Below are 17,490 nucleotides of genomic sequence, written 5' to 3'. Positions count from 1 at the left end.
GTGAATAGATGAGTAAGATAACGTTCCGGGCGGACGACGACCTCGTTCGGGCGGTCGAGTCGCTCGACGCGTCGAAGAGCGAGGTGATGCGGGACGCGCTCCGCGAGTACCTCGACAGTCGGTCGGAGCGCTCGGGCCGTGCGGAGCGTCGGTCGGCGGACGGCGAGCGCGACGGGTCGCTCGACGCGCTGGTGGCGGAGCGCGTGGACGAACTCGTCGCGGAACGCCTCGGAGGCGGGGGTGGCGCCCAGGATATTAACGTAAACGTTAATTTTGACGGTCAGAGCGCCAGTTTGGGGCGTTCCGCGGGGAGTTCCGATGCGGTCGACGGGCGTGAGACGTCAGTTGAGGCGTCGGAAGATGAGCGGTCCCGGACGTGCGCACAGTGTGGGGAGGAGGTGGACGCGGAACACGTGTACTGTCCGAACTGTGGGGAGAAGGCGAGTAAACGCGCGTTCTGCGAGTGCGGCGGCGAGCTGCGGCCGGAGTGGGCGTTCTGTCCGGAGTGCGGGCGTCGGACGGCGTCTACGGGTCTCGTGGAACGGTGAGACACTCGTTCGCAGCCCCCATTAACTATTTACGTCATTACATAGATTGTTGGAGTACGTAAGACGGTCGTCTTACACGGAACCGGTCGACTGCGGCGCAGTACGCCGCACTCCGGAACAATGTAAGACAGCCCGGCTTACTGGGGAAACAAAATATGGAGCGTGTGACTCTCCGAATACCACGGCAGCAAATCGAGGAGGTCGAGCGGATGGTCGAGCGGGGGAAGTACCCCAATCGCAGCGAAGCCATCCGGTCCGCCGTCCGCGAAATGCTTGATGAACAGCAAGAGAACAGCCCGAAGAACTGGGCCAAGGTGTAAACAATGCAGGATATAGTCAACGAGGCCCTCGAGAACGCCGAGAAGGAACAGCGAGACATGAGCGACGCCGAATCCGACGGCGACGAATTTGGCGACCCCCGAATCGTCATCGTCGGCTGTGGCGGCGCCGGAAACAACACCGTCAACCGCCTCTACAACATCGGCGTCGAGGGCGCTGACACCGTGGCCATCAACACGGACAAACAGCACCTCAAGATGATCGAGGCCGACACGAAGATTCTCGTCGGGAAATCCCTGACGAACGGCCTCGGCGCGGGCGGCGACCCCTCGATGGGCGAGCGCGCCACCGAGATGGCGCAGGGCACCATCAAGGAAGTGCTCGGGGACGCGGACCTCGTGTTCGTCACCGCCGGCATGGGTGGCGGTACGGGAACGGGCGCGGCACCCGTCGTCTCCAACATCGCGAAAGAGCAGGGCGCAATCGTCGTCGGAATGGTCTCCACGCCGTTCAACGTCGAACGCGCGCGGACGGTGAAGGCCGAGGAAGGCCTGGAGAAGCTCCGCGACGAAGCGGACTCCATCATCGTCCTGGACAACAACCGCCTGCTCGACTACGTCCCGAACCTCCCGATCGGCAAGGCGTTCAGCGTGATGGACCAGATTATCGCCGAGACCGTCAAGGGAATCTCGGAGACTATCACTCAGCCGAGCCTCATCAACCTCGACTACGCGGACATGACCGCCATCATGAACCAGGGCGGCGTCGCCGTCATGCTGGTGGGGGAGACGCAGGACAAGAACAAGACCGAGGAAGTGGTGAAAGACGCGATGAACCACCCGCTCCTCGACGTGGACTACCGCGGCGCATCCGGCGGACTCGTCCACATCACGGGCGGCCCCGACCTCACGCTCAAAGAGGCCGAAGGCATCGCCGACCACATCACGGAACGCCTCGACGCGTCCGCGAACGTCATCTGGGGCGCGCGCATCCAGGAGAACTACAAGGGCAAGGTCCGCGTCATGGCCATCATGACCGGCGTCCAGTCCGCACAGGTCCTGGGTCCGAGCACCCAGAAACAGGCGGATAAGTCCCGGCAGGAACTCCAGGAAGTAGACACCAGCACCGCGCGCGACGTCGACGCGCAGACCCAGACCGAGAGCACGGGCTCCGAATGGGGCGCGCACTCCGACGGCGGCGAGGACGAAGTCGAGCAGAACAACGGCCTCGACGTCATCCGATAACCGCACAGCCGGTCACGCGCCCGTCGCACAGTTCCCCAGTTTCGCGGGGCACCGGGGTGCGTCAGACCGACTGAACCGCGTCGACCAGCGCGCACTTGCGACACACGTCGCGCGTCGTCGGCGCGCCGCACTCCGTGCAGGAGTCCAGTTCGGACTCCGGCTCTCCGCCACGGTATTTTTCCGCAGCCAGTTCCGCCAGCTCCTCGTAGCCCGCCATAATCGAATGCCGGGTGCCGGGATGGTTCTCCTCCAGCGACAGCAGGAGGTCCTGGATTTCGCCGCGGAACGCCTCGCTCGAATGCGGGCACTCCGCCATGTGCACGGGCAGGTCTTGGAGCTGGGCGTAGAGCGCGACCTCCTTCTCCGGCACGTCCCGCAGCGGTTTCGCTCGCGGCACCATCTCCGCGCGGGTCTCCCGGTCGTCGAACCCGCCGAGGGAGGCGTCGAAGTGCTTCGCGACCTGCTCTACGTTCCCCTCGAAGATGTTCATCAGCGCGGTTTCGGCCTCGTCGTCGAGGTTGTGTCCGGTGAGGAGTTTGTCCGCGTCGTACTCCCGAGCGTACCGCGCCAAAATGTCGCGGCGGAACACGCCGCAGTACGCGCAAGGGGCCATGTTCTCCGGGTCCTCGACGACCACGTCGTCCATCTCCAGGTCGAACTCGTCGCGGTACGTCACGAGTTCGTGGCGCACGTCGAGGTCGTCCGTGAGTTCCTCGCAGGCGTCCACGGACGCGTCCCGGTATCCCTCGATACCCTCGTGAATGGTGAGGCAGACGAGCTCGACCCGGGGGTCCTCGTCGAACGTGTCGTGGAGTATCTTCGTGAGGACGACGGAGTCCTTCCCGCCTGAGAGTCCGACGACCCACGTCTGGGGGTTCTCCGGGGTGGCGTCCCGCGGGAGCAGGTCGTCCTCGCGGACGCGCCGGCGAACGCGGCGTTCCACGGACTCGAAGAAGTGGGTGTCACAGAGATGCGTCCCCGAGTACGCGGCGTGCATCACCGCCTCGCGGTCGCACTTGGTGCAGTCCATGGAGTCGGTTGCGGCGGCGCGGGTTTCACCGTTTCGCACACCGATAAATCACATATCGAGATAGTAAACCGCGTTTCGGCGGCAGTATTTTGGTGTCGTGGAGCGCAGATTAACGTCTATGACGGGAATCACGTACGAGGACTTCCTCGACCTCGACTACGAACCGGCCGACGACGAACTCGTCTGTGACTTCCGCGTCACGCCCGCGAGCGACATGGACATGGAGTCCGCGGGCAGCAGGGTCGCCTCGGAGAGTTCGAACGGCACGTGGGCCGAACTGCAGGTCGAGGGGAACATCACGAACCTGAGCGCGACCTGCTTCGACATCGACGGCGACCGCATCCGCGTGGCGTACCCGGACGCGCTCTTCGAACACGGGAACATGGCGCAAGTCCTCTCGTGCATCGCCGGGAACATTCTCGGGATGAAGGCCGTCGAACGCATCCGGTTGCTCGACTGCGACTGGCCGAAACCCCTCGCAACCTCGTTCCCCGGCCCCCAGTACGGAACGAGCGTGCGCTCGGAACTCTTGGACGCCGCCGACCGCCCCATCACCGCCACCGTCCCGAAGCCAAAAGTCGGCCTGAGCACCGACCAGCACGTCCAGATAGGGTACGAGGCGTGGACGGGCGGCATCGACCTCCTCAAGGACGACGAGAACCTCACCGACCAGTCGTTCAACCGGTACGAGGACCGATTGTACGAGTCGCTCGAACGCCGCGACGAGGCCGAGGAGGAGACCGGCGAGAAGAAGAGCTATCTCGTGAACGTTACCGCGTCGGGCGACGAGATGCTGGAGCGCGTGCAGATGGCGTCCGACGCCGGCTGCGAGTTCGTGATGGTGGACGTCGTCACCGCCGGCTGGGCCGCCGTTCAGCAAGTAAGAGAACTCACCGAGGAGGAGGGGTTGGCGATTCACGCGCACCGCGCGATGCACGCGGCGTTCGACCGCGTCCCCGACCACGGCGTGTCGATGCGTGCGCTCGCGCAGGTCGCGCGGCTCTGCGGCGTCGACCACATCCACACCGGCACCGCCGACCTCGGAAAGCTCGAGAACGAGGACACTGCAGGCATTAACGAGTGGCTGGCAAGCGACCTCCACGGCCTCACGGACGTGCTCCCGATGGCGTCCGGCGGCCTCCATCCCGGGCTCGTCCCCGAACTCGTCGACCGCCTCGGCACCGACATCGGCATTCAGGCCGGCGGCGGCGTCCACGGCCACCCCGATGGCACGCACGCCGGCGCGAAAGCCCTCCGCCAATCCATCGACGCCGCCGTCGCCGGCGTCAACATCGAGGAGTACGCCGACACCCACCCCGAACTCCGCACCGCCCTCGACAAGTGGGGGACCGAGACGCCCCGATAGTTCAAATAGGAAGCCGCGGCCAGCGGGCGGCGTGACGTAACTACGGCCGACCGGGGGACGAGACGGGAGCGCGGCACACCCCGGTCGAACGACGCGCCGCCTGCACGCCCCCTTTCTCGACGGAGCAACCGCTCTCGACGACCCGCTGTCCCGTCGGTGCGACCCGACTCAGCCGTCGGTGGGAACACGACCGACGGTAACGTAGAACGGAATCACCGCGCGGCGGTGGTACGCCTCGTCCTGCATCTGAGTGACGGCCGCACGCCCCATCTCGCGCCACGCGGAGCGGAGGCGGTCGTACTCGCTCCCAGTCATTCCGCCGGCTTCGAGCGTCGGGCGCTGTTCGGCGAGCCGGCTCGCCGTCGCCTTCCGCTGCGCGGATTCGAGTTCCACCGTCGAGTACGGCGGTTCGACGGTCCGGACGTGCTCGTGGCGGCGCGTCCGCACGTCCGTGAGACCGGCGTCCTCGAACACCGCAGTGGCGCTCCCGCCGAGCGTCACGTCCGTCTCGACGCCCTCGATGTAGGTTCGGCGGGCGGACTCGGCGAGCGACGCCTCGTCCGGGACCGTGGACTCGACCCGCACCTCGCTGTTGTCGGGTTCGATGGCGGCGACGAGGTCCGAGGACGCGCGCGCGAACTCGCGGACGGTCGCGACCGGATCGGAGAGATTGATAAGGAGCGCCTGGCACGTCACGAGGTCGAACGCGCCGTCGCAAACTGGAAGCCGGGTCGCGTCCGCCTGCAGTCGGCCGTCCGCATCAACGTGCGTGAGCAACTCGCGGTCGGCGTCCGCCCCCACGACCGTCGCCGGGGACTCCTCCGCGAGCACGCGTGTCAACTCCCCCGTTCCGCAGCCCACGTCCAGCACTCGCTCGCGGTCCCGGAGCGAGAGCGGCGCGAGCGCCGCGCGGTCCTCCCACATCCCCCGCCGCGTGTCCGTCAGGTACTCCGCCGAAAACCGTCGCACATCCCGGGATACGTTCCGGGGCGAGAAAAACGAACCGACTACCGGCGTCGGCTCACTGCCGATGGATCGCGAATCTACGATTTGCGTCGTCTCACGCCTCGCTACCGCTCGGCGTTCGCTCGTTCCGCGACGCTTACGCGTCGCGTAGTATCTCACGGGCGTCGCCCGTTCGATGGTTCGGGACGCTTACGCGTCCCGTAGGTCTCGCACTTTCTCGATATTCCACGCGAACCCGCGGCCGTCCTCGTTCGGGGTTTCGAGGACGAGCGGCACGTCGCGGATGGCGTCGTGATTCACGAACGCGGTCATGCCGTCCTCGCCGATGTAGCCCTCGCCGATGTGGGCGTGTTCGTCCTTGTTGGTGCCGCACTCGTGTTTCGAGTCGTTGAGGTGGACGCACGCGAGGTGGTCGAGGCCGATTTCGTCGTCGAACGCCGCCAGGGTGTCGTCGACGCCCTCGGGCGTGGAGAGGTCGTAGCCGGCGGCGAACGCGTGCGCGGTGTCGAGACACACGTCGAGGTCCTGACTGGAGCGGTCGAGGACGCCGGCGAGGTGGGCGAAGTCACCGCCGAGTTTCGTGCCGGAGCCGGCGTCGGACTCGACGAGCACGGTGACGCCGTCGGGAATATCGAGTTCGTCGAGCGCGCTCGCGGCGTTGTCGAGGCCGCCCTCGACGCCCGCGCCCGTGTGTGCGCCGAGGTGGACGTTCACGTACTCGATTCCCAGTTCGTCCGCGGCGTCAACCTCCTTCTGCATGGAGTCGATGGACTTCTCGCGGAGGTCGTCCTTCGGCGTGCAGAGGTTCACGAGATAGGAGGAGTGAATCACCCACGGCCCGTCGAGTTCCGCGGTGGTGTCGTCGCGGAACGCGGCGGCCTCGTCGTCGCCGATGTTCGGGTCCTGCCAGACCTGGGGAGAGTGCGTGAATATCTGGCCGCAGTTCCCGCCGACTTCGACCTCGCGTTCGACGGCGTTGTCGACGCCGCCCGCGATGGAGACGTGTGCGCCTACTCTGAGCATAGGGAGAGTGCGCAGCGAGCGGAGGAAAGCGCTTCGGAACCAGGGGAGCACGAACGCTTTAGGTCGCCGCACCCGTCACTGGGGGTATGCCGGAGTCGCCGCTGGCGGTGGGCGCGGACGCACCCGGGTTCAGCGCGCCGCTCGTCACGCCGAACGGGGAGATAGAGGAGACGGCGCTCGCCGACTTACTCGCGGAGAAACCGGTATTGTTGGCGTTCTACACGAACGACTTCAGTCCGGACTGCGTGAACGAGTGGTGTTCGTTCCGGGATTACGACTGGTTCGCGACCGGGGAGCGCGTGCAGGTCGTGGGCGTGAGTCGCTCGCGGACGTACACGCACGAGAAGTTCATCGACTACCTCGACCTCGGGTTCCCGCTGTATTCGGACCGCGACCTCAGTATCGCGGAGGCGTACGGCGTGAAGTACCGCGCGTTCAAGGTAGCGGCGCGCGCGAAGCGCTCCGTGTTCTTCATCGACCGGGACGGCGTCATCAGGTACCGCTGGGTGGGCGAACATCCGCTCGACCCATCTCGGGATACGCCGCCGCTGGAGGAGATTCAGGCGGCGGTAGAGGACGTGCTCGGGCCGACGGAGGAGGAGTCGTTCGGATTCAAGTAGTCTTCTCGCGCGTCCACGCGTCGGTCGCGTACGTCTCGTCGGCGAGGTCGCGGGCGTCCGCGAGTTCGGCGTCCCGCCACTCGCCGGAATCGGCGTCAGCCCAGTCAGCGAGCGCGTCCTCAACGGCCGCCACGGCGTCCGCGCGCGCGAGGCCGGTGAGTTCGCGGATGGACGTGACGCGCCCCTCGAACGCCTCGGACGATGGCGGGTCGCTGAACACGCCGAGGTGTCGGTCGGTCTCGAGCGAGTAGGAGAGCGAGCCGTGCTGGATGACGGCGTCGCGCTGTCGGTACTGGGCGTTTCCGCTTATCTTCTTCCCGTCGGCGACGATGTCGTGGGCGGGGTGGAGTTCCCGGAGGTAGCACGCGGGCTGATGAATCTCGGGCAGCGACTCGTCGACGTAGTCTGCGTCGATTCCCATGCGGGAGAGCGCGTCGAGAATCGGCTGGCAGAGCACGTGGTAGGCGTCCATGAGGTCACCGGGGAGTTCGTCCGCGGGCGCGACGACCGTGTACGAGATGTCGCCCGTGTAGTCGTGGTAGATGCCGCCGCCGCCGGTCGGGCGGCGCGTGACGGTGACGCCCGCGTCGTCGCAGAACCCCCAGTCCACGCTCTCCGGAGCCTGATTGTAGCCGAGCGAGAGCGTGCTCGGACCCCAGCGGTAGACGCGCGCGGTCCGCACGCCGTCGTCGGCGGCGGTTCGGGCGGCGACTTCGTCGAGCGCCATGTTCGTCGGGCCGTGCCACGTCTCCTCCGTGATAAGCCGCCACTCGCGGTCCGCGAGGTTCATACGGGGTCTCGGACGCCGACCGCCTTAGTTAGTAGAGTTCGCCGCCGGCCGGCACGTCGCCGTCGGGACGAACGAGCACGGGGTTGCCGTCGTCGCCGGGGACGCCGAGTGTGAGCGCTTCGGACTCGTAGCCGGCGATGTTCACAGTTCCCATACCGAGCGCGCACAGTACTTGGGTTCCGGGGAGCGCGTCGGGGTCGTGGTGGTAGCCAAGCTGGGCGGCGGACTGCACGGTGTCGTCGCCGAGGTCGACGGTGAGTTTCACCATCTCGGGCTTCCGGGTCTCGGGGAACGGCTCGGCGGACGCGACGGTGCCGACGCGCACCTCCGTGTCGAGCGGTGACATACGAGAGGGATAGACAGTGGGGGAGAAAACGGTTCGGGTCGCTACGTGCTCGCGGGCGTCGGCGTCTCCGAACCCCGGACGTTCGCGACCGCGAACAGCGCGAGCGCGGCGACGGCCGCACCGGCCTGCACGGCGAGTCCGGCGGAGCTACCGAGCACGGTCTCGGTCGCCGGTCCGAACAGGCAGAGCGCAGCGAGCGCGAGGTAGACAGCGCGCCGCGGCATCGTGAGCGTCTGCGCGCCGTCGTGACCAATGGTGGACGCGGTGAGGGAGACGACGCCGAGGAACACTGCGAACACGGCGAGCGGCGTTCCCGTGAGCGTCCAGTCGATGAGCGCGGGGTTCACGACGAGCGCGAACGGAATGAGGAACCCCGCGGCGCCGATACGGAGCGACTGCATCGCGGTCTGCATGAAGCTACTGTCCGCGATACGGGAGCCGACCGCGACGCCGACCGCGACCGGCGGCGTGATGGCGGAGAGCATCGCGAAGTAGAACACGTAGAGATGAGCGGTGATGGAGCCGACGCCGAGGTCCACGAGCGCGGGCGTGATGAGCGCCTGCACGAGGATGTAGGCCGCGGGCGTCGGCATCCCCATGCCGAAGAGGATGCTGCACACCATCGCGATGAGCAGGACGAACACGAGCACGCCGCCGCCGAGCGATATCATGCGGAGGCTGATGGTCTGCGTGAGCCCCGTCTGGGTGAGCATCGAGATGATGACGCCCATCGACGCGAGCACGCCCACGAGCGGCGCCATGTCGAGCGACCCGCGCTTGAACCCGCGGAGCGTGTCCACGCTGGTCGCGAGCACCGCGGAGAGAACGTCCCGGGACGCGGCGTCGGCGTCCGCGGCGTCCTCGCTGGACGCGTCGCCAATCGTGGCGAGCACGATGTTCCGGGCGTACATCGTTCCGATCATCGTCAGGGTCGTGTACAGGCCGGCGGCGAGCGGGGAGAGCCGCATCACGACGAGCGTGTAGAGGAGGACGGCCATCGGCACGAGGAAGTGCGTTCCCTCGAAGAACCGGCGAACCGCGCCCACGAAGTCGTCGGTCGCGGTGTCGGAGAGCGCGACGGCCTGAATCAGGCGCGCGGCGAGGAGCGTCAGGCCGGCGACGATGGCGGACTGCACCGGGCCGAACGCGAGCACGTCGCGTGCAGCGACGAACGCACCCGCGGTGAGCGCGGTGTAGAGCACCGTTGTGAGCGTTCGAACGCTGAACAGGGACGCGAGTATGCTGTCGTCGGTCGCGCGTTCCGTCGTCCAGCCGTGCCGGAGGACGGCGAACTGGATGGCGATACCGACGCTGAAGTAGAAGAGGAGCGCCGGGAGGAACGCCGCCTGAATGACGCGGAAGTAGGAGACGCCAAGGATGTCCGCCATCAGGAACGCGGCGACGCCCATCACGGGCGGCATTATCTGGCCGCCGGAGGACGCGACGCTCTCGATGGCGCCCGCGTAGTCGCTGCGGACGCCCTGCTCTTTCATCATCGGAATGGTGAAACTCCCGGTGGTCGCGGCGTTCGCGGCCGCGCTCCCGGTGATAGACCCCATTGCCATGCTGGAGAGGACCGCGACGTGCACGACGCCGCTCTTGAGGTTGCGGCCGAGTTTCTGTCCGAGACCGAGAATGACGTCGAGCGCGCCGTAGACGCGAGCCAGCCCCGCGAACATGATGAACACGGCGACCCACGTCGATCCGATTTCGGTGATGAAGCCGTACGCGCCGCTGATGCGGACCGCGCCGTACGTCGCGACGTCGGCGAGCGAGAACCCGGAGTGCGAGAGGAATCCGGGAAGGACGGGTCCGACGAGCGCGTACACGACGGAACCGATACCGACGAGCGCGATGGCCCAGCCGTACGCGCGGCGGGTCGCGTCGATGACGAGCGCGACGACGATCAGGCCGACGACGATGTCGGTCTGCCGGAACCCGACGACGATGGCGCTCTCGAAGAGCCGGGTGAAGTTCATCTCGACGTAGATGCTCACCGCGGCCGCGGCCAGCGCGGAGAGCACGCAGAGGTGTGCGTCGATGCGGCCGACGTGGTCGTGGTAGCGGTCGGGGACCAATCCGAGGAACCGCGAGTCGCCCTCTCGGGCCTGCACGGAGAGGTTGAGGTAGTAGATGACGAGTCCGAGACCGAGGAAGACGTTCGCCCAGCGCACGCGGACGAAGGGCCGGAACCACGCGAACGCGAGCGTGGACGCGGTAAGCAGGACGGCGAGCGCGGACACCGTCGCGACGATGACGCGCTCGCTGACCGGCCGGCTACTGAAGGACTCGCGCAGTTCCGCGACGGTCGTGCCGTCAGTCAAGCGAAGGGAGTCGAGCATTCGAGGACGCTACTCTTCACCGACCTCGAACTCGTCCGACCAGACGCCCTTCTCCTTGTAGAAGTCGGCTGCCGCCGGGTGGAACGGGAGCGTGTCGTACGCGTTCTCCGTCCAGAACTCGCCGTCCTCGAGGCCACCGAGGAGCGAGTTGGCCTCCTGGAGGGATTCGCGCTGCGCCCACAGCGTCTCCAGGAACGAGTAGAGCGTGTCGTACGAGAAGTCGTTCCGCACGACAAAGTTGTACGCGAGCGTCGGTGTGTGGAGCGTGTCGGGGGCGTACTCGTAGCCCTCGAAGTTGCTCATGTCGATGTCGGAGATGATAATTGCGGGGTCGTTCTCGAGCTGGGAGACCGCGTCGTCCGGCCACTGGAGGACGCGGAGGCCGACAGTGCTCTTCATCTGCTGGACCCAGCCAGGTTCGACGGACTTGTTGATGAAGGTCGCGGCGCTCACGTCGAGGCGGCCCTCGCTCATCGCACTCGCCTGGTTACTGTACGCGATGCTCACGCGCTCGTAGTCGTCGACGACGTAATCGAGGGAGTGCTGGAGCATCTCCGCGGTCCCGGAGCCGCGGGGCGTCGGCGATACGCGGCTGCTCGACTGAATATCGGCGACGGAGGTCCATCCGTCGTTCGGGGACGCGAGCAGCCACGCGAGGTCGTAGAGGTGGAACGCCTGGTTCGGCGTGAACTCGATGTCCTCGAAGGGGGCTTCGCCGTTCGCGACCTTGCTCGCGGTCCAGTTCTGGATGTAGGAGATGTCGGCTTCGTCCCGTGAGAGCCGGCCGATGTTGGCGTTCGTTCCCTCGCTTGGCCGGGCGTCGACGGTGACGGCGTCCGTGTTCTGGTTGACGCTGTTCGCGATGGCCTGACTCATCGCGTACGCGGAGGTGGTCTTCGTCGAGGTGGTCATTATCATCTCTCCGTCCGCTCCCGGCGTGCCGCCGCTACTGCCTCCCATACCCAGGCAGCCGGCGGCGGTCGTGAGTGCGAGTGCTCCTGCGGAGCCTTTCAAGAAGGTTCTACGGTTCGAGTTCAGATTGGCAGTCATACCCGTGCCGTGTTCTAACGTTGGTAACGTATATAGATTAGTACTGTCCAAGAGTTACTAAACTCTTTTATGTATCGAATTATGGTGGGGCGGACCGCGCCTCACCGCACGCGAGCAGCCATTCAGTATCGCCCCATATAGTTTATCGGTGGCTCCGCGGTGTTTTTACCCGCCGCGGCCGAATCCCGAGTAGATGGTTCAGAACGTCGCCCAGGAGGTCGCGGAGCTGGAGCAGGAGGACTTCAACCTCCTCTCGGGCGTGGAACACGGGATGCGCTTCTCCGAGTGGGTGGCGCGCGAGAAGCTCCCCGAGTTCGCGCGGCTCACCGAGGAGGAGGTCGACTACCGACTGGACCGCGTGGAAGACCGGGGGCTGGTGGAGCGCCAGACGATCCAGTACGAGGGGTTCCGTCTCACCTTCGAGGGGTACGACGTGCTCGCGTTGAAGTCGTTCGCGGAGCGCGACACCGTGGAAGGGTTCGGCGCACCCCTCGGAGTGGGGAAGGAGTCGGACGTGTTCGAGGTGCAGTCGTACAAGCCGATGGCGTTGAAGTTCCACCGCGAGGGGTACACGAACTTCCGGGAGGTGAACAAGGAGCGAGATTACACGAGCGAGAAAGAGCACGTCTCGTGGTTTTACACCGCGCGGAAGGCCGCCGAGCGCGAACACGAGGCGCTCGAAAGCCTCTACCCGGACGTGCGCGTGCCGCGGCCGGTCGACCAGAACCGGCACGCCATCGTGATGGAGAAGATCGACGGCGTGGAACTGAACCGCGCGAAGCTCGACACCGACCAGGCGGAGGGCGTGCTCGACCTCGTCCTGCAGGAGATGGCGCTCGCGTACTCGAAGGGGTTCGTGCACGCGGACATCTCCGAGTACAACGTCTTCGTCCACGAGTCCGGTATCACGCTGTTCGACTGGCCGCAGTCCGTGCCCACGGAACACGAGAACGCCCGCGAGCTACTGGGGCGCGACGTTCAGAACATCGTCAGCTACTTCCAGCGGAAGTACCCGAACGCCGTCTCCGAACCGGACGTCGAGGCAGTGGCGGACGCGGTCGCGGACGACTCGTTCGAACGCATCGAGAACTACTGAGGGAGCTGTTTTCGCGGGCTACTCGCGTTTCACGGGAGAGCGACGAGTATCAGGCATAAACCGATAGGCAGGATATAGAAATAGAGAATTCGTGGGGAGGCGGGTAGTTAGTCGTTCTCGGTAGGGGTGTCGGAGTCTTCGTCGTCGGTGAGCGCGGTGCGGAAGTTCCAGAGTTCGTTCAAGACGAGGAGGACGGACGGCACGACGACGAACGCGAGGAGTCCATTACTCGTGTTCACGAATTGGACGAGGTAGCCGAAGTAGGGGATGTGGAAGCGGACGACGCCGACGACGTTCTCGGCAGGGACGAGTTCGCTGTCGGGTTCCTCGTTCGCGTCCCCCTGTGTTCGGAAGTACCGGCCGTCGTCGCGTTCGACGACGTCGATGACGCGGTGCGTGACGAGTCCGGTGTCGGCCGTCGCGCCGGTCGCGTGGAAGGTGATGATGTCGCGTTCGTCGATGTCGTCTGGGGGGACGCCGTCGACGACGACCGCGTCGCCCGCGTGAATCGTCGGGGACATGCTGGAGGAGAGGACGACGTAGCTGTTGTCCGCGCCGGCGACCTGCGGAACCGCGAACACGACGGACGGAACGACGACGGCGAGGAGGAGTGCGACTCCGGCGTACTGTGCGACTCTCGTGAGGGTGTCTCTGGTGAGCATCTATGTCGTGGACGTGAGAACGTACGAGACGTTCAGGGTGACCGAGTCGGTCTGGATGGCGTTTCCGGTGGCGGCAGGGACGCGCCACTGCGCGACGACGCGGACGGATTCGCCGGCGGCGAGCGGGTAGTCCGCGGTGAGAACGGTCTCGTCGAGGGTGGCGGCGGTGACGTAGGCGTCGGGGCCGCCGACGAGGTAGGTTCGGGTGCCGTCGTCGCGGACGAGCGCGACGCGGAGTTCGAGCGCGGACGCGAGTTCGCCGCCGTTCCCGGGGTGGTCGACGCCGCGTTCGGGTTCGATGAGTCCGTTCTCCGCGGAGTCGAGGCCGGTGAGAACTACGTCGAGCGCGCCGGCGGCGTCGCCGTCGTTGGTGACGACGGTTTCGGTGCGGCCGGACGCGCCGGGGGCGGCGTTCGAGACGCCGAGAACGCCGGGGTTCGAGACGGAGAGGTTCGGAGTGCTCGGGGTGGCGAGGTTCGCAACCGAGAACGCGTACGAGTCCATGGACTGTGCTTCGATGGTCGCGCCGTCGGCGGCGACGAACGCGGTCACGGTGACGTAGCCCTCGCGGAGGGCGGTGGTGTCGTCGTTCGAGTTGTTGAACTCGTCCGCGCGCTCGCCCGAGGCGTACGTGACGGGTGCGTCGAGTACGCGCGCGAGCGCGAGGGTTCCGGTGTCGTTCACGGCGCGCTCGACGGTTCGCTGGCGCGCCCACCCGCTGTCCGGCGTCCATATCGAGACGACGAGCGTGAGGTTCCGGGCGTCCGAGACGTTCCAAGAGAGCGTGCCGGTAAGTCGGCCCTCGAGGTGGACGACCTCGCCGAGCGTGTTCTCGACGTTCTCCGGGTTCTCCGCGGAGAACTGCACGCCGACCGTCCCGGGCGTCGTCGTGGCCGTCGTAGTCGTCGCCCCGCTGGTCGTCGTCGCGGTCGTTGTGGTTGTGAACGCCGGAGCGCCGGCGTTCGAGTCGCCGCCCGCGCTCCCGCTCCCGTTCTGCGTAGGCGTCACCGTCGGCGGCGCGGGCGCGTCCCCGTCACTCGCGTCGTCCGCTCCCGACCCGAACTGTGAGAGCCCGAACCCCGCCGCGGCGGCCGCGACGAGTAACACGGCGATGACGACGACGCGCCGCCGCGTCGCCTCCCGCGACGTGTTCACGACGCACCACCTCCGCCGTCGTCGTCATCGCGCTCGGTGTCGCCTCCTGACTGCTCGCCACCACCGTCCCCGTCGTCTTCACTTCCTGCTCCACTGCCCTCCTTCGGTTCCTCGCCGCCCTCGTCGTCGCCCTCCCCTTCGCTCTCGTCGGCGTCCGCGTCCCCGGCGTCCGCGCCGCTTCCGTCGTTCTCTCCGCGGGTCTCTCCCCCGTCAGCGTTCCCGTCAGTCGAACCGTCGTCCGCGTCCTCGCCGGCGTTCGCTGACTCGTTGCCGGCGTCACCGGACTTGGTGTCGTTCTCCAGAGACTCGCTCTCGTTCTCCAACGGCGTCGAGTCGTTTTCCAAGGACTCGCTCTCGTTGAGTGTGTTCTCCGACGCGTTGCGCCCGCGGCCGATTCGCTTCGACTCGTCGTCCGTCGTCTTGTTCCGCCGGTTGGTCTCGTTCTCAACGACCCCTGGCTCGTCCGATTCCTCCTCCGTGAACCCGGAGTCGTCGTCGCCAGTGTTCGTCCCTTCCACAGTCTGCGTTCCCGGCGAGGCGTGTTTCACCCGGAGCGTGGTTGTGGCGCTCACGGTGAACCCCGACTCGAACGTGACCGTGACGCGAACCCTATACTTCCCGGAACCGTTCACGGCGTCCGCGAGGGCGGCGCGGGAGAACTTCGCGTTCGAGGAATCGCACGCCTGATTGAGCGACGTAATCGTATCCCCCGTTTTCAGAACGCGAAGCGTCGTCTCGCCGCACCGAACGCTCGCGTCGCCCGAGATATCGAGATGAACCGTAAATTTGCCGTTACTCTTCGCGTTGATTTTCTTCGGCGTGATTTTCTCGATGGTGATGTCGCCGCCGGTCGCCACGTCGATGCTCCCGGAGGCGGTTTCGGTGTCGGAGAGGTAGCTCGCGGTCGTGCCGTACCCGCCCGTCATCGTGAGCGCGGACGCGACGACGAGCAACACGACCACCTTGGACGCCAACCGCGTCACTCCGAACCACCTCGTGTGTCCCGGGGATGGACGCGCGGCTCCGCGACCCCCGTGACCGCCGAACCCGGCCGTCCACTACGATTCGTCACCGGACGACCCACAGGCGGAATCGAACCGCCTCAAACGCGACCGCGCGTGGGCTATGCGATGTCGCGTAGATTAAACCTCCTCCCACTCAACCTCGAATCCGTCAGTCGTCTCGGTGACGCCGATGAACTCGTAATTGGTGCTAGTCAACTCGCCACTCTCATTCCAGTCGGGATAGGGAGTTCCTATCCCGGAAGCAGTCCGAGCCCATTTAGCATCGAATCCAAGCTCATCAAAGTCCTCGGACTTTTCGTATGGGCCGTCGATGGTAAGGGTAACATCCGTGCTAGAGTTCCCGTTGTAAACCGGGACATCAATGGAGCTCTCGGTCAGATTGACGTAGACCGGCTGGCCCGGTAACGGGAGGTTCTCGAACGTGTCTCCCGGCGACAACGCGAACGAGTTGTCGTCGCCCGGAGTATTCCAGAAAACCCCGCCAGTGTCGGTCTGAGACTCCGAAAGCCACGGGTCGTTCGGGTAGGACTGCTGCTGTTCGAGATGGAACGTTGCGTCCACCGTCACCGAATCCCCCTGAATGGCATTAATGTCAGAGTAGCCATTGACGCCGCTAGCGTCGGTCGGAATCGAGAGATCTACCACGAAGGCCTTCGAAGTCGAGCCGTCGTCACCCGGAAGAGTTCCTAGTTCGAGGGTTTGACCGCTGCTCAGGCCCACCGCTTTCCCGGACCACTTCTCACTCTCATCAAAGGATATCGTAACGTCCAAGAATTCGGCGAGGTCGGCAGTATCGTTGGGCTCGGATTCAGGGTTGTCGCCACTGTCTTCGGTGACGCTGTCGACTTCGATACTGAGATTCCCGGCAATCGTCCCATCGTTCTGGAGAGGAGTCGTTTTGCTGGCTGACCAGCCGGGCGCTTTGTTGTCGACGTCAATGATTGTGTACGGGCCGTTATCTCCGTCGGAGGTCAGATCGAGCGTGCCTGCGCTGACAGTGTTGTCAGTGCTCTGTTCGGTGTCGCTGAAGTACGCCATCGTTCCCGCGCCACCCGCGGCCCCTGCGGCTCCGAGCGTCAGGAGGCCGCCGAGCGCGCGACGCCGCGTGAGTTCGAACGTTTTGTCGTCATCTGACATTGGTGTGCATCCCCGTGTGGGGAAGACCCACGGGCGGAGTCGAACCGCCCGCGATGCACCGGCGTGGGTCGGAGCGTGTGGTTCGTTCCCTAGAGGACGTCCTGTCCGGGTTCTTGTGCGAGCGCCATCGTGACCGTGATGGAGAGTTCGTCTCCCTGGAAATCGTCGTCGTCGAAGTCGCCCGTGTAGTCCGGGCGGTCAGTATTGACGAATTCCAGGTCCATCGTGAGATCGCGGGAGATGCCTGCCTGAGGCGCGGGTTGGAGGTCGTTGAAAACCCCGTGTCGAACGATGTCGTCGAGGTCGACAATGCCGTTGTCGTTCAGATCGCCGTCGCCGTCGAGGTTGTCGACGAGTTCTCCGCCGCCGGTTTCCTCCGGATAACTGAGCGTGTCCACTTCGAACAAGCTCGCCATCCCGTCGGCGCTCTCGGGCATGGTGTCGCCGTCGTCGCTCCCGTTCCCGGATGCCTCGGTTCCGCTCGCCCCGATTTTGAGTTCGAGGTGGTCGGCTGCGAGAGAGCCATCGTTCCGGGCGACGACGGTTCCGCCGAGCGTGTCGCCGGGCGCGAGGTTTCCTACCGAGAACACGCCGGAGACGCCATCACCGTAGGTACCGCCAGGCGCGCCGAGTTCCAGGTTCATCGTGCCCGCGCTGACCGTGTTCCCGGTGCTGGTCTCGGTGTCGCTGAAGTACGCCATCGTTCCCGCGCCGCCCGCCGCTCCCGCAGCCCCCAACGTCAGGAGGCCGCCGAGCGCGCGACGCCGCGTGAGTTCGATTCCGTCTGTGTCGTCACTCATCTGGAGTCACC

Annotated in this window: 18 protein-coding genes; 6 read left to right on the top strand and 12 right to left on the bottom strand. The window is 65.9% G+C overall.

The genetic code is table 11. From position 1 onward, the window contains the following. The first annotated feature begins 8 nt into the window (after positions 1-8). From U3A55_RS13580 to ftsZ, 3 genes are all read left to right on the top strand, one after another. Positions 9-548 carry a double zinc ribbon domain-containing protein gene (locus tag U3A55_RS13580; RefSeq protein WP_330992037.1) on the top strand — a complete coding sequence of 180 codons (540 nt, stop codon included), beginning with the start codon at positions 9-11 and terminating at the stop codon, positions 546-548. A gap of 155 nt (positions 549-703) precedes the next feature. Beyond that, positions 704-868: a ribbon-helix-helix domain-containing protein gene (locus tag U3A55_RS13575; protein ID WP_145844010.1), complete on the top strand. Its 165-nt coding sequence runs from the start codon at positions 704-706 to the stop codon at positions 866-868. Between the two features lie 3 nt (positions 869-871). Then, the gene (ftsZ, locus tag U3A55_RS13570) at positions 872-2,071 is read left to right on the top strand and encodes a cell division protein FtsZ (protein WP_330992036.1); all 1,200 of its coding nucleotides are present in this window, start codon (positions 872-874) and stop codon (positions 2,069-2,071) included. A 61-nt stretch (positions 2,072-2,132) separates the two neighbouring features. Here the strand turns inward: ftsZ and ncsA are convergent, their stop codons facing one another. Beyond that, positions 2,133-3,101, bottom strand: a complete 969-nt coding sequence (gene ncsA / locus U3A55_RS13565; RefSeq protein WP_330992035.1) for a tRNA 2-thiolation protein NcsA — start codon at positions 3,099-3,101, stop codon at positions 2,133-2,135. Between the two features lie 118 nt (positions 3,102-3,219). On the opposite strand from ncsA, the gene rbcL reads away from it, so the two are divergent. After that, positions 3,220-4,467, top strand: a complete 1,248-nt coding sequence (gene rbcL, locus U3A55_RS13560; protein ID WP_330992034.1) for a type III ribulose-bisphosphate carboxylase — start codon at positions 3,220-3,222, stop codon at positions 4,465-4,467. A gap of 168 nt (positions 4,468-4,635) precedes the next feature. On the opposite strand, the gene U3A55_RS13555 is transcribed toward rbcL, so the two are convergent. Together U3A55_RS13555 and U3A55_RS13550 are read right to left on the bottom strand one after the other, a co-directional pair. Beyond that, complete coding sequence (locus U3A55_RS13555) at positions 4,636-5,436, bottom strand: class I SAM-dependent methyltransferase (RefSeq protein WP_330992033.1); 801 nt, start codon at positions 5,434-5,436, stop codon at positions 4,636-4,638. A 186-nt stretch (positions 5,437-5,622) separates the two neighbouring features. After that, complete coding sequence (locus U3A55_RS13550) at positions 5,623-6,456, bottom strand: deoxyribonuclease IV (RefSeq protein WP_330992032.1); 834 nt, start codon at positions 6,454-6,456, stop codon at positions 5,623-5,625. 86 nt (positions 6,457-6,542) lie between these two features. On the opposite strand from U3A55_RS13550, the gene U3A55_RS13545 reads away from it, so the two are divergent. After that, positions 6,543-7,076 (top strand): redoxin domain-containing protein, encoded by a 534-nt coding sequence (locus U3A55_RS13545; protein WP_330992031.1) that lies wholly within the window; start codon positions 6,543-6,545, stop codon positions 7,074-7,076. Here the strand turns inward: U3A55_RS13545 and U3A55_RS13540 are convergent. The 4 genes from U3A55_RS13540 to U3A55_RS13525 are packed head-to-tail and all read right to left on the bottom strand — an operon-like array spanning position 7,069 to position 11,604. After that, positions 7,069-7,866 carry a lipoate--protein ligase family protein gene (locus tag U3A55_RS13540; protein WP_330992030.1) on the bottom strand — a complete coding sequence of 266 codons (798 nt, stop codon included), beginning with the start codon at positions 7,864-7,866 and terminating at the stop codon, positions 7,069-7,071. The genes U3A55_RS13545 and U3A55_RS13540 overlap by 8 nt on opposite strands. Before the next feature lie 28 nt (positions 7,867-7,894). After that, positions 7,895-8,212 (bottom strand): tRNA-binding protein, encoded by a 318-nt coding sequence (locus tag U3A55_RS13535; RefSeq protein WP_330992029.1) that lies wholly within the window; start codon positions 8,210-8,212, stop codon positions 7,895-7,897. Between the two features lie 41 nt (positions 8,213-8,253). Then, a complete protein-coding gene (locus U3A55_RS13530) occupies positions 8,254-10,554 on the bottom strand; it encodes a TRAP transporter permease (protein ID WP_330992028.1) in 2,301 nt (766 codons plus the stop codon). Between the two features lie 9 nt (positions 10,555-10,563). Beyond that, on the bottom strand, positions 10,564-11,604 hold the full coding sequence (locus tag U3A55_RS13525; RefSeq protein ID WP_330992027.1) for a TAXI family TRAP transporter solute-binding subunit: 1,041 nt from the start codon (positions 11,602-11,604) through the stop codon (positions 10,564-10,566). Between the two features lie 193 nt (positions 11,605-11,797). Between U3A55_RS13525 and U3A55_RS13520 the strand changes: the two genes are divergently transcribed. Further along, a complete protein-coding gene (locus U3A55_RS13520; protein WP_330992026.1) occupies positions 11,798-12,700 on the top strand; it encodes a serine/threonine-protein kinase RIO2 in 903 nt (300 codons plus the stop codon). 107 nt (positions 12,701-12,807) lie between these two features. On the opposite strand, the gene U3A55_RS13515 is transcribed toward U3A55_RS13520, so the two are convergent. The 5 genes from U3A55_RS13515 to U3A55_RS13495 form a co-directional block, all read right to left on the bottom strand. Then, the gene (locus U3A55_RS13515) at positions 12,808-13,362 is read right to left on the bottom strand and encodes a signal peptidase I (protein ID WP_330992025.1); all 555 of its coding nucleotides are present in this window, start codon (positions 13,360-13,362) and stop codon (positions 12,808-12,810) included. Next, complete coding sequence (locus tag U3A55_RS13510; RefSeq protein WP_330992024.1) at positions 13,363-14,517, bottom strand: hypothetical protein; 1,155 nt, start codon at positions 14,515-14,517, stop codon at positions 13,363-13,365. Continuing rightward, positions 14,514-15,500 carry a hypothetical protein gene (locus U3A55_RS13505; protein WP_330992023.1) on the bottom strand — a complete coding sequence of 329 codons (987 nt, stop codon included), beginning with the start codon at positions 15,498-15,500 and terminating at the stop codon, positions 14,514-14,516. Before U3A55_RS13505 ends, U3A55_RS13510 begins: the two co-directional genes overlap by 4 nt. Positions 15,501-15,659: 159 nt before the next feature. Beyond that, entirely contained in the window at positions 15,660-16,679 is a 1,020-nt protein-coding gene (locus U3A55_RS13500) for a TasA family protein (protein WP_330992022.1), read from the bottom strand. A gap of 89 nt (positions 16,680-16,768) precedes the next feature. After that, positions 16,769-17,479, bottom strand: a complete 711-nt coding sequence (locus tag U3A55_RS13495; RefSeq protein ID WP_330992021.1) for a TasA family protein — start codon at positions 17,477-17,479, stop codon at positions 16,769-16,771. Positions 17,480-17,490: the final 11 nt, after the last annotated feature.

Source organism: Salarchaeum sp. III, assembly GCF_036418315.1.
Classification (GTDB): Archaea; Halobacteriota; Halobacteria; order Halobacteriales; family Halobacteriaceae; genus Salarchaeum.
This window is presented reverse-complemented; position numbering and strand designations above follow the sequence as displayed.

Bases quoted from the DNA above. Each gene is read 5' to 3' on its own strand.
- U3A55_RS13580 (WP_330992037.1), top strand. From the start codon at position 9: ATGAGTAAGATAACGTTCCGGGCGGACGACGACCTCGTTCGGGCGGTC.
- U3A55_RS13575 (WP_145844010.1), top strand. From the start codon at position 704: ATGGAGCGTGTGACTCTCCGAATACCACGGCAGCAAATCGAGGAGGTC.
- ftsZ (WP_330992036.1), top strand. From the start codon at position 872: ATGCAGGATATAGTCAACGAGGCCCTCGAGAACGCCGAGAAGGAACAG.
- ncsA (WP_330992035.1), bottom strand. From the start codon at position 3,101: ATGGACTGCACCAAGTGCGACCGCGAGGCGGTGATGCACGCCGCGTAC.
- rbcL (WP_330992034.1), top strand. From the start codon at position 3,220: ATGACGGGAATCACGTACGAGGACTTCCTCGACCTCGACTACGAACCG.
- U3A55_RS13550 (WP_330992032.1), bottom strand. From the start codon at position 6,456: ATGCTCAGAGTAGGCGCACACGTCTCCATCGCGGGCGGCGTCGACAAC.
- U3A55_RS13545 (WP_330992031.1), top strand. From the start codon at position 6,543: ATGCCGGAGTCGCCGCTGGCGGTGGGCGCGGACGCACCCGGGTTCAGC.
- U3A55_RS13540 (WP_330992030.1), bottom strand. From the start codon at position 7,866: ATGAACCTCGCGGACCGCGAGTGGCGGCTTATCACGGAGGAGACGTGG.
- U3A55_RS13535 (WP_330992029.1), bottom strand. From the start codon at position 8,212: ATGTCACCGCTCGACACGGAGGTGCGCGTCGGCACCGTCGCGTCCGCC.
- U3A55_RS13530 (WP_330992028.1), bottom strand. From the start codon at position 10,554: ATGCTCGACTCCCTTCGCTTGACTGACGGCACGACCGTCGCGGAACTG.
- U3A55_RS13525 (WP_330992027.1), bottom strand. From the start codon at position 11,604: ATGACTGCCAATCTGAACTCGAACCGTAGAACCTTCTTGAAAGGCTCC.
- U3A55_RS13520 (WP_330992026.1), top strand. From the start codon at position 11,798: ATGGTTCAGAACGTCGCCCAGGAGGTCGCGGAGCTGGAGCAGGAGGAC.
- U3A55_RS13515 (WP_330992025.1), bottom strand. From the start codon at position 13,362: ATGCTCACCAGAGACACCCTCACGAGAGTCGCACAGTACGCCGGAGTC.
- U3A55_RS13500 (WP_330992022.1), bottom strand. From the start codon at position 16,679: ATGTCAGATGACGACAAAACGTTCGAACTCACGCGGCGTCGCGCGCTC.
- U3A55_RS13495 (WP_330992021.1), bottom strand. From the start codon at position 17,479: ATGAGTGACGACACAGACGGAATCGAACTCACGCGGCGTCGCGCGCTC.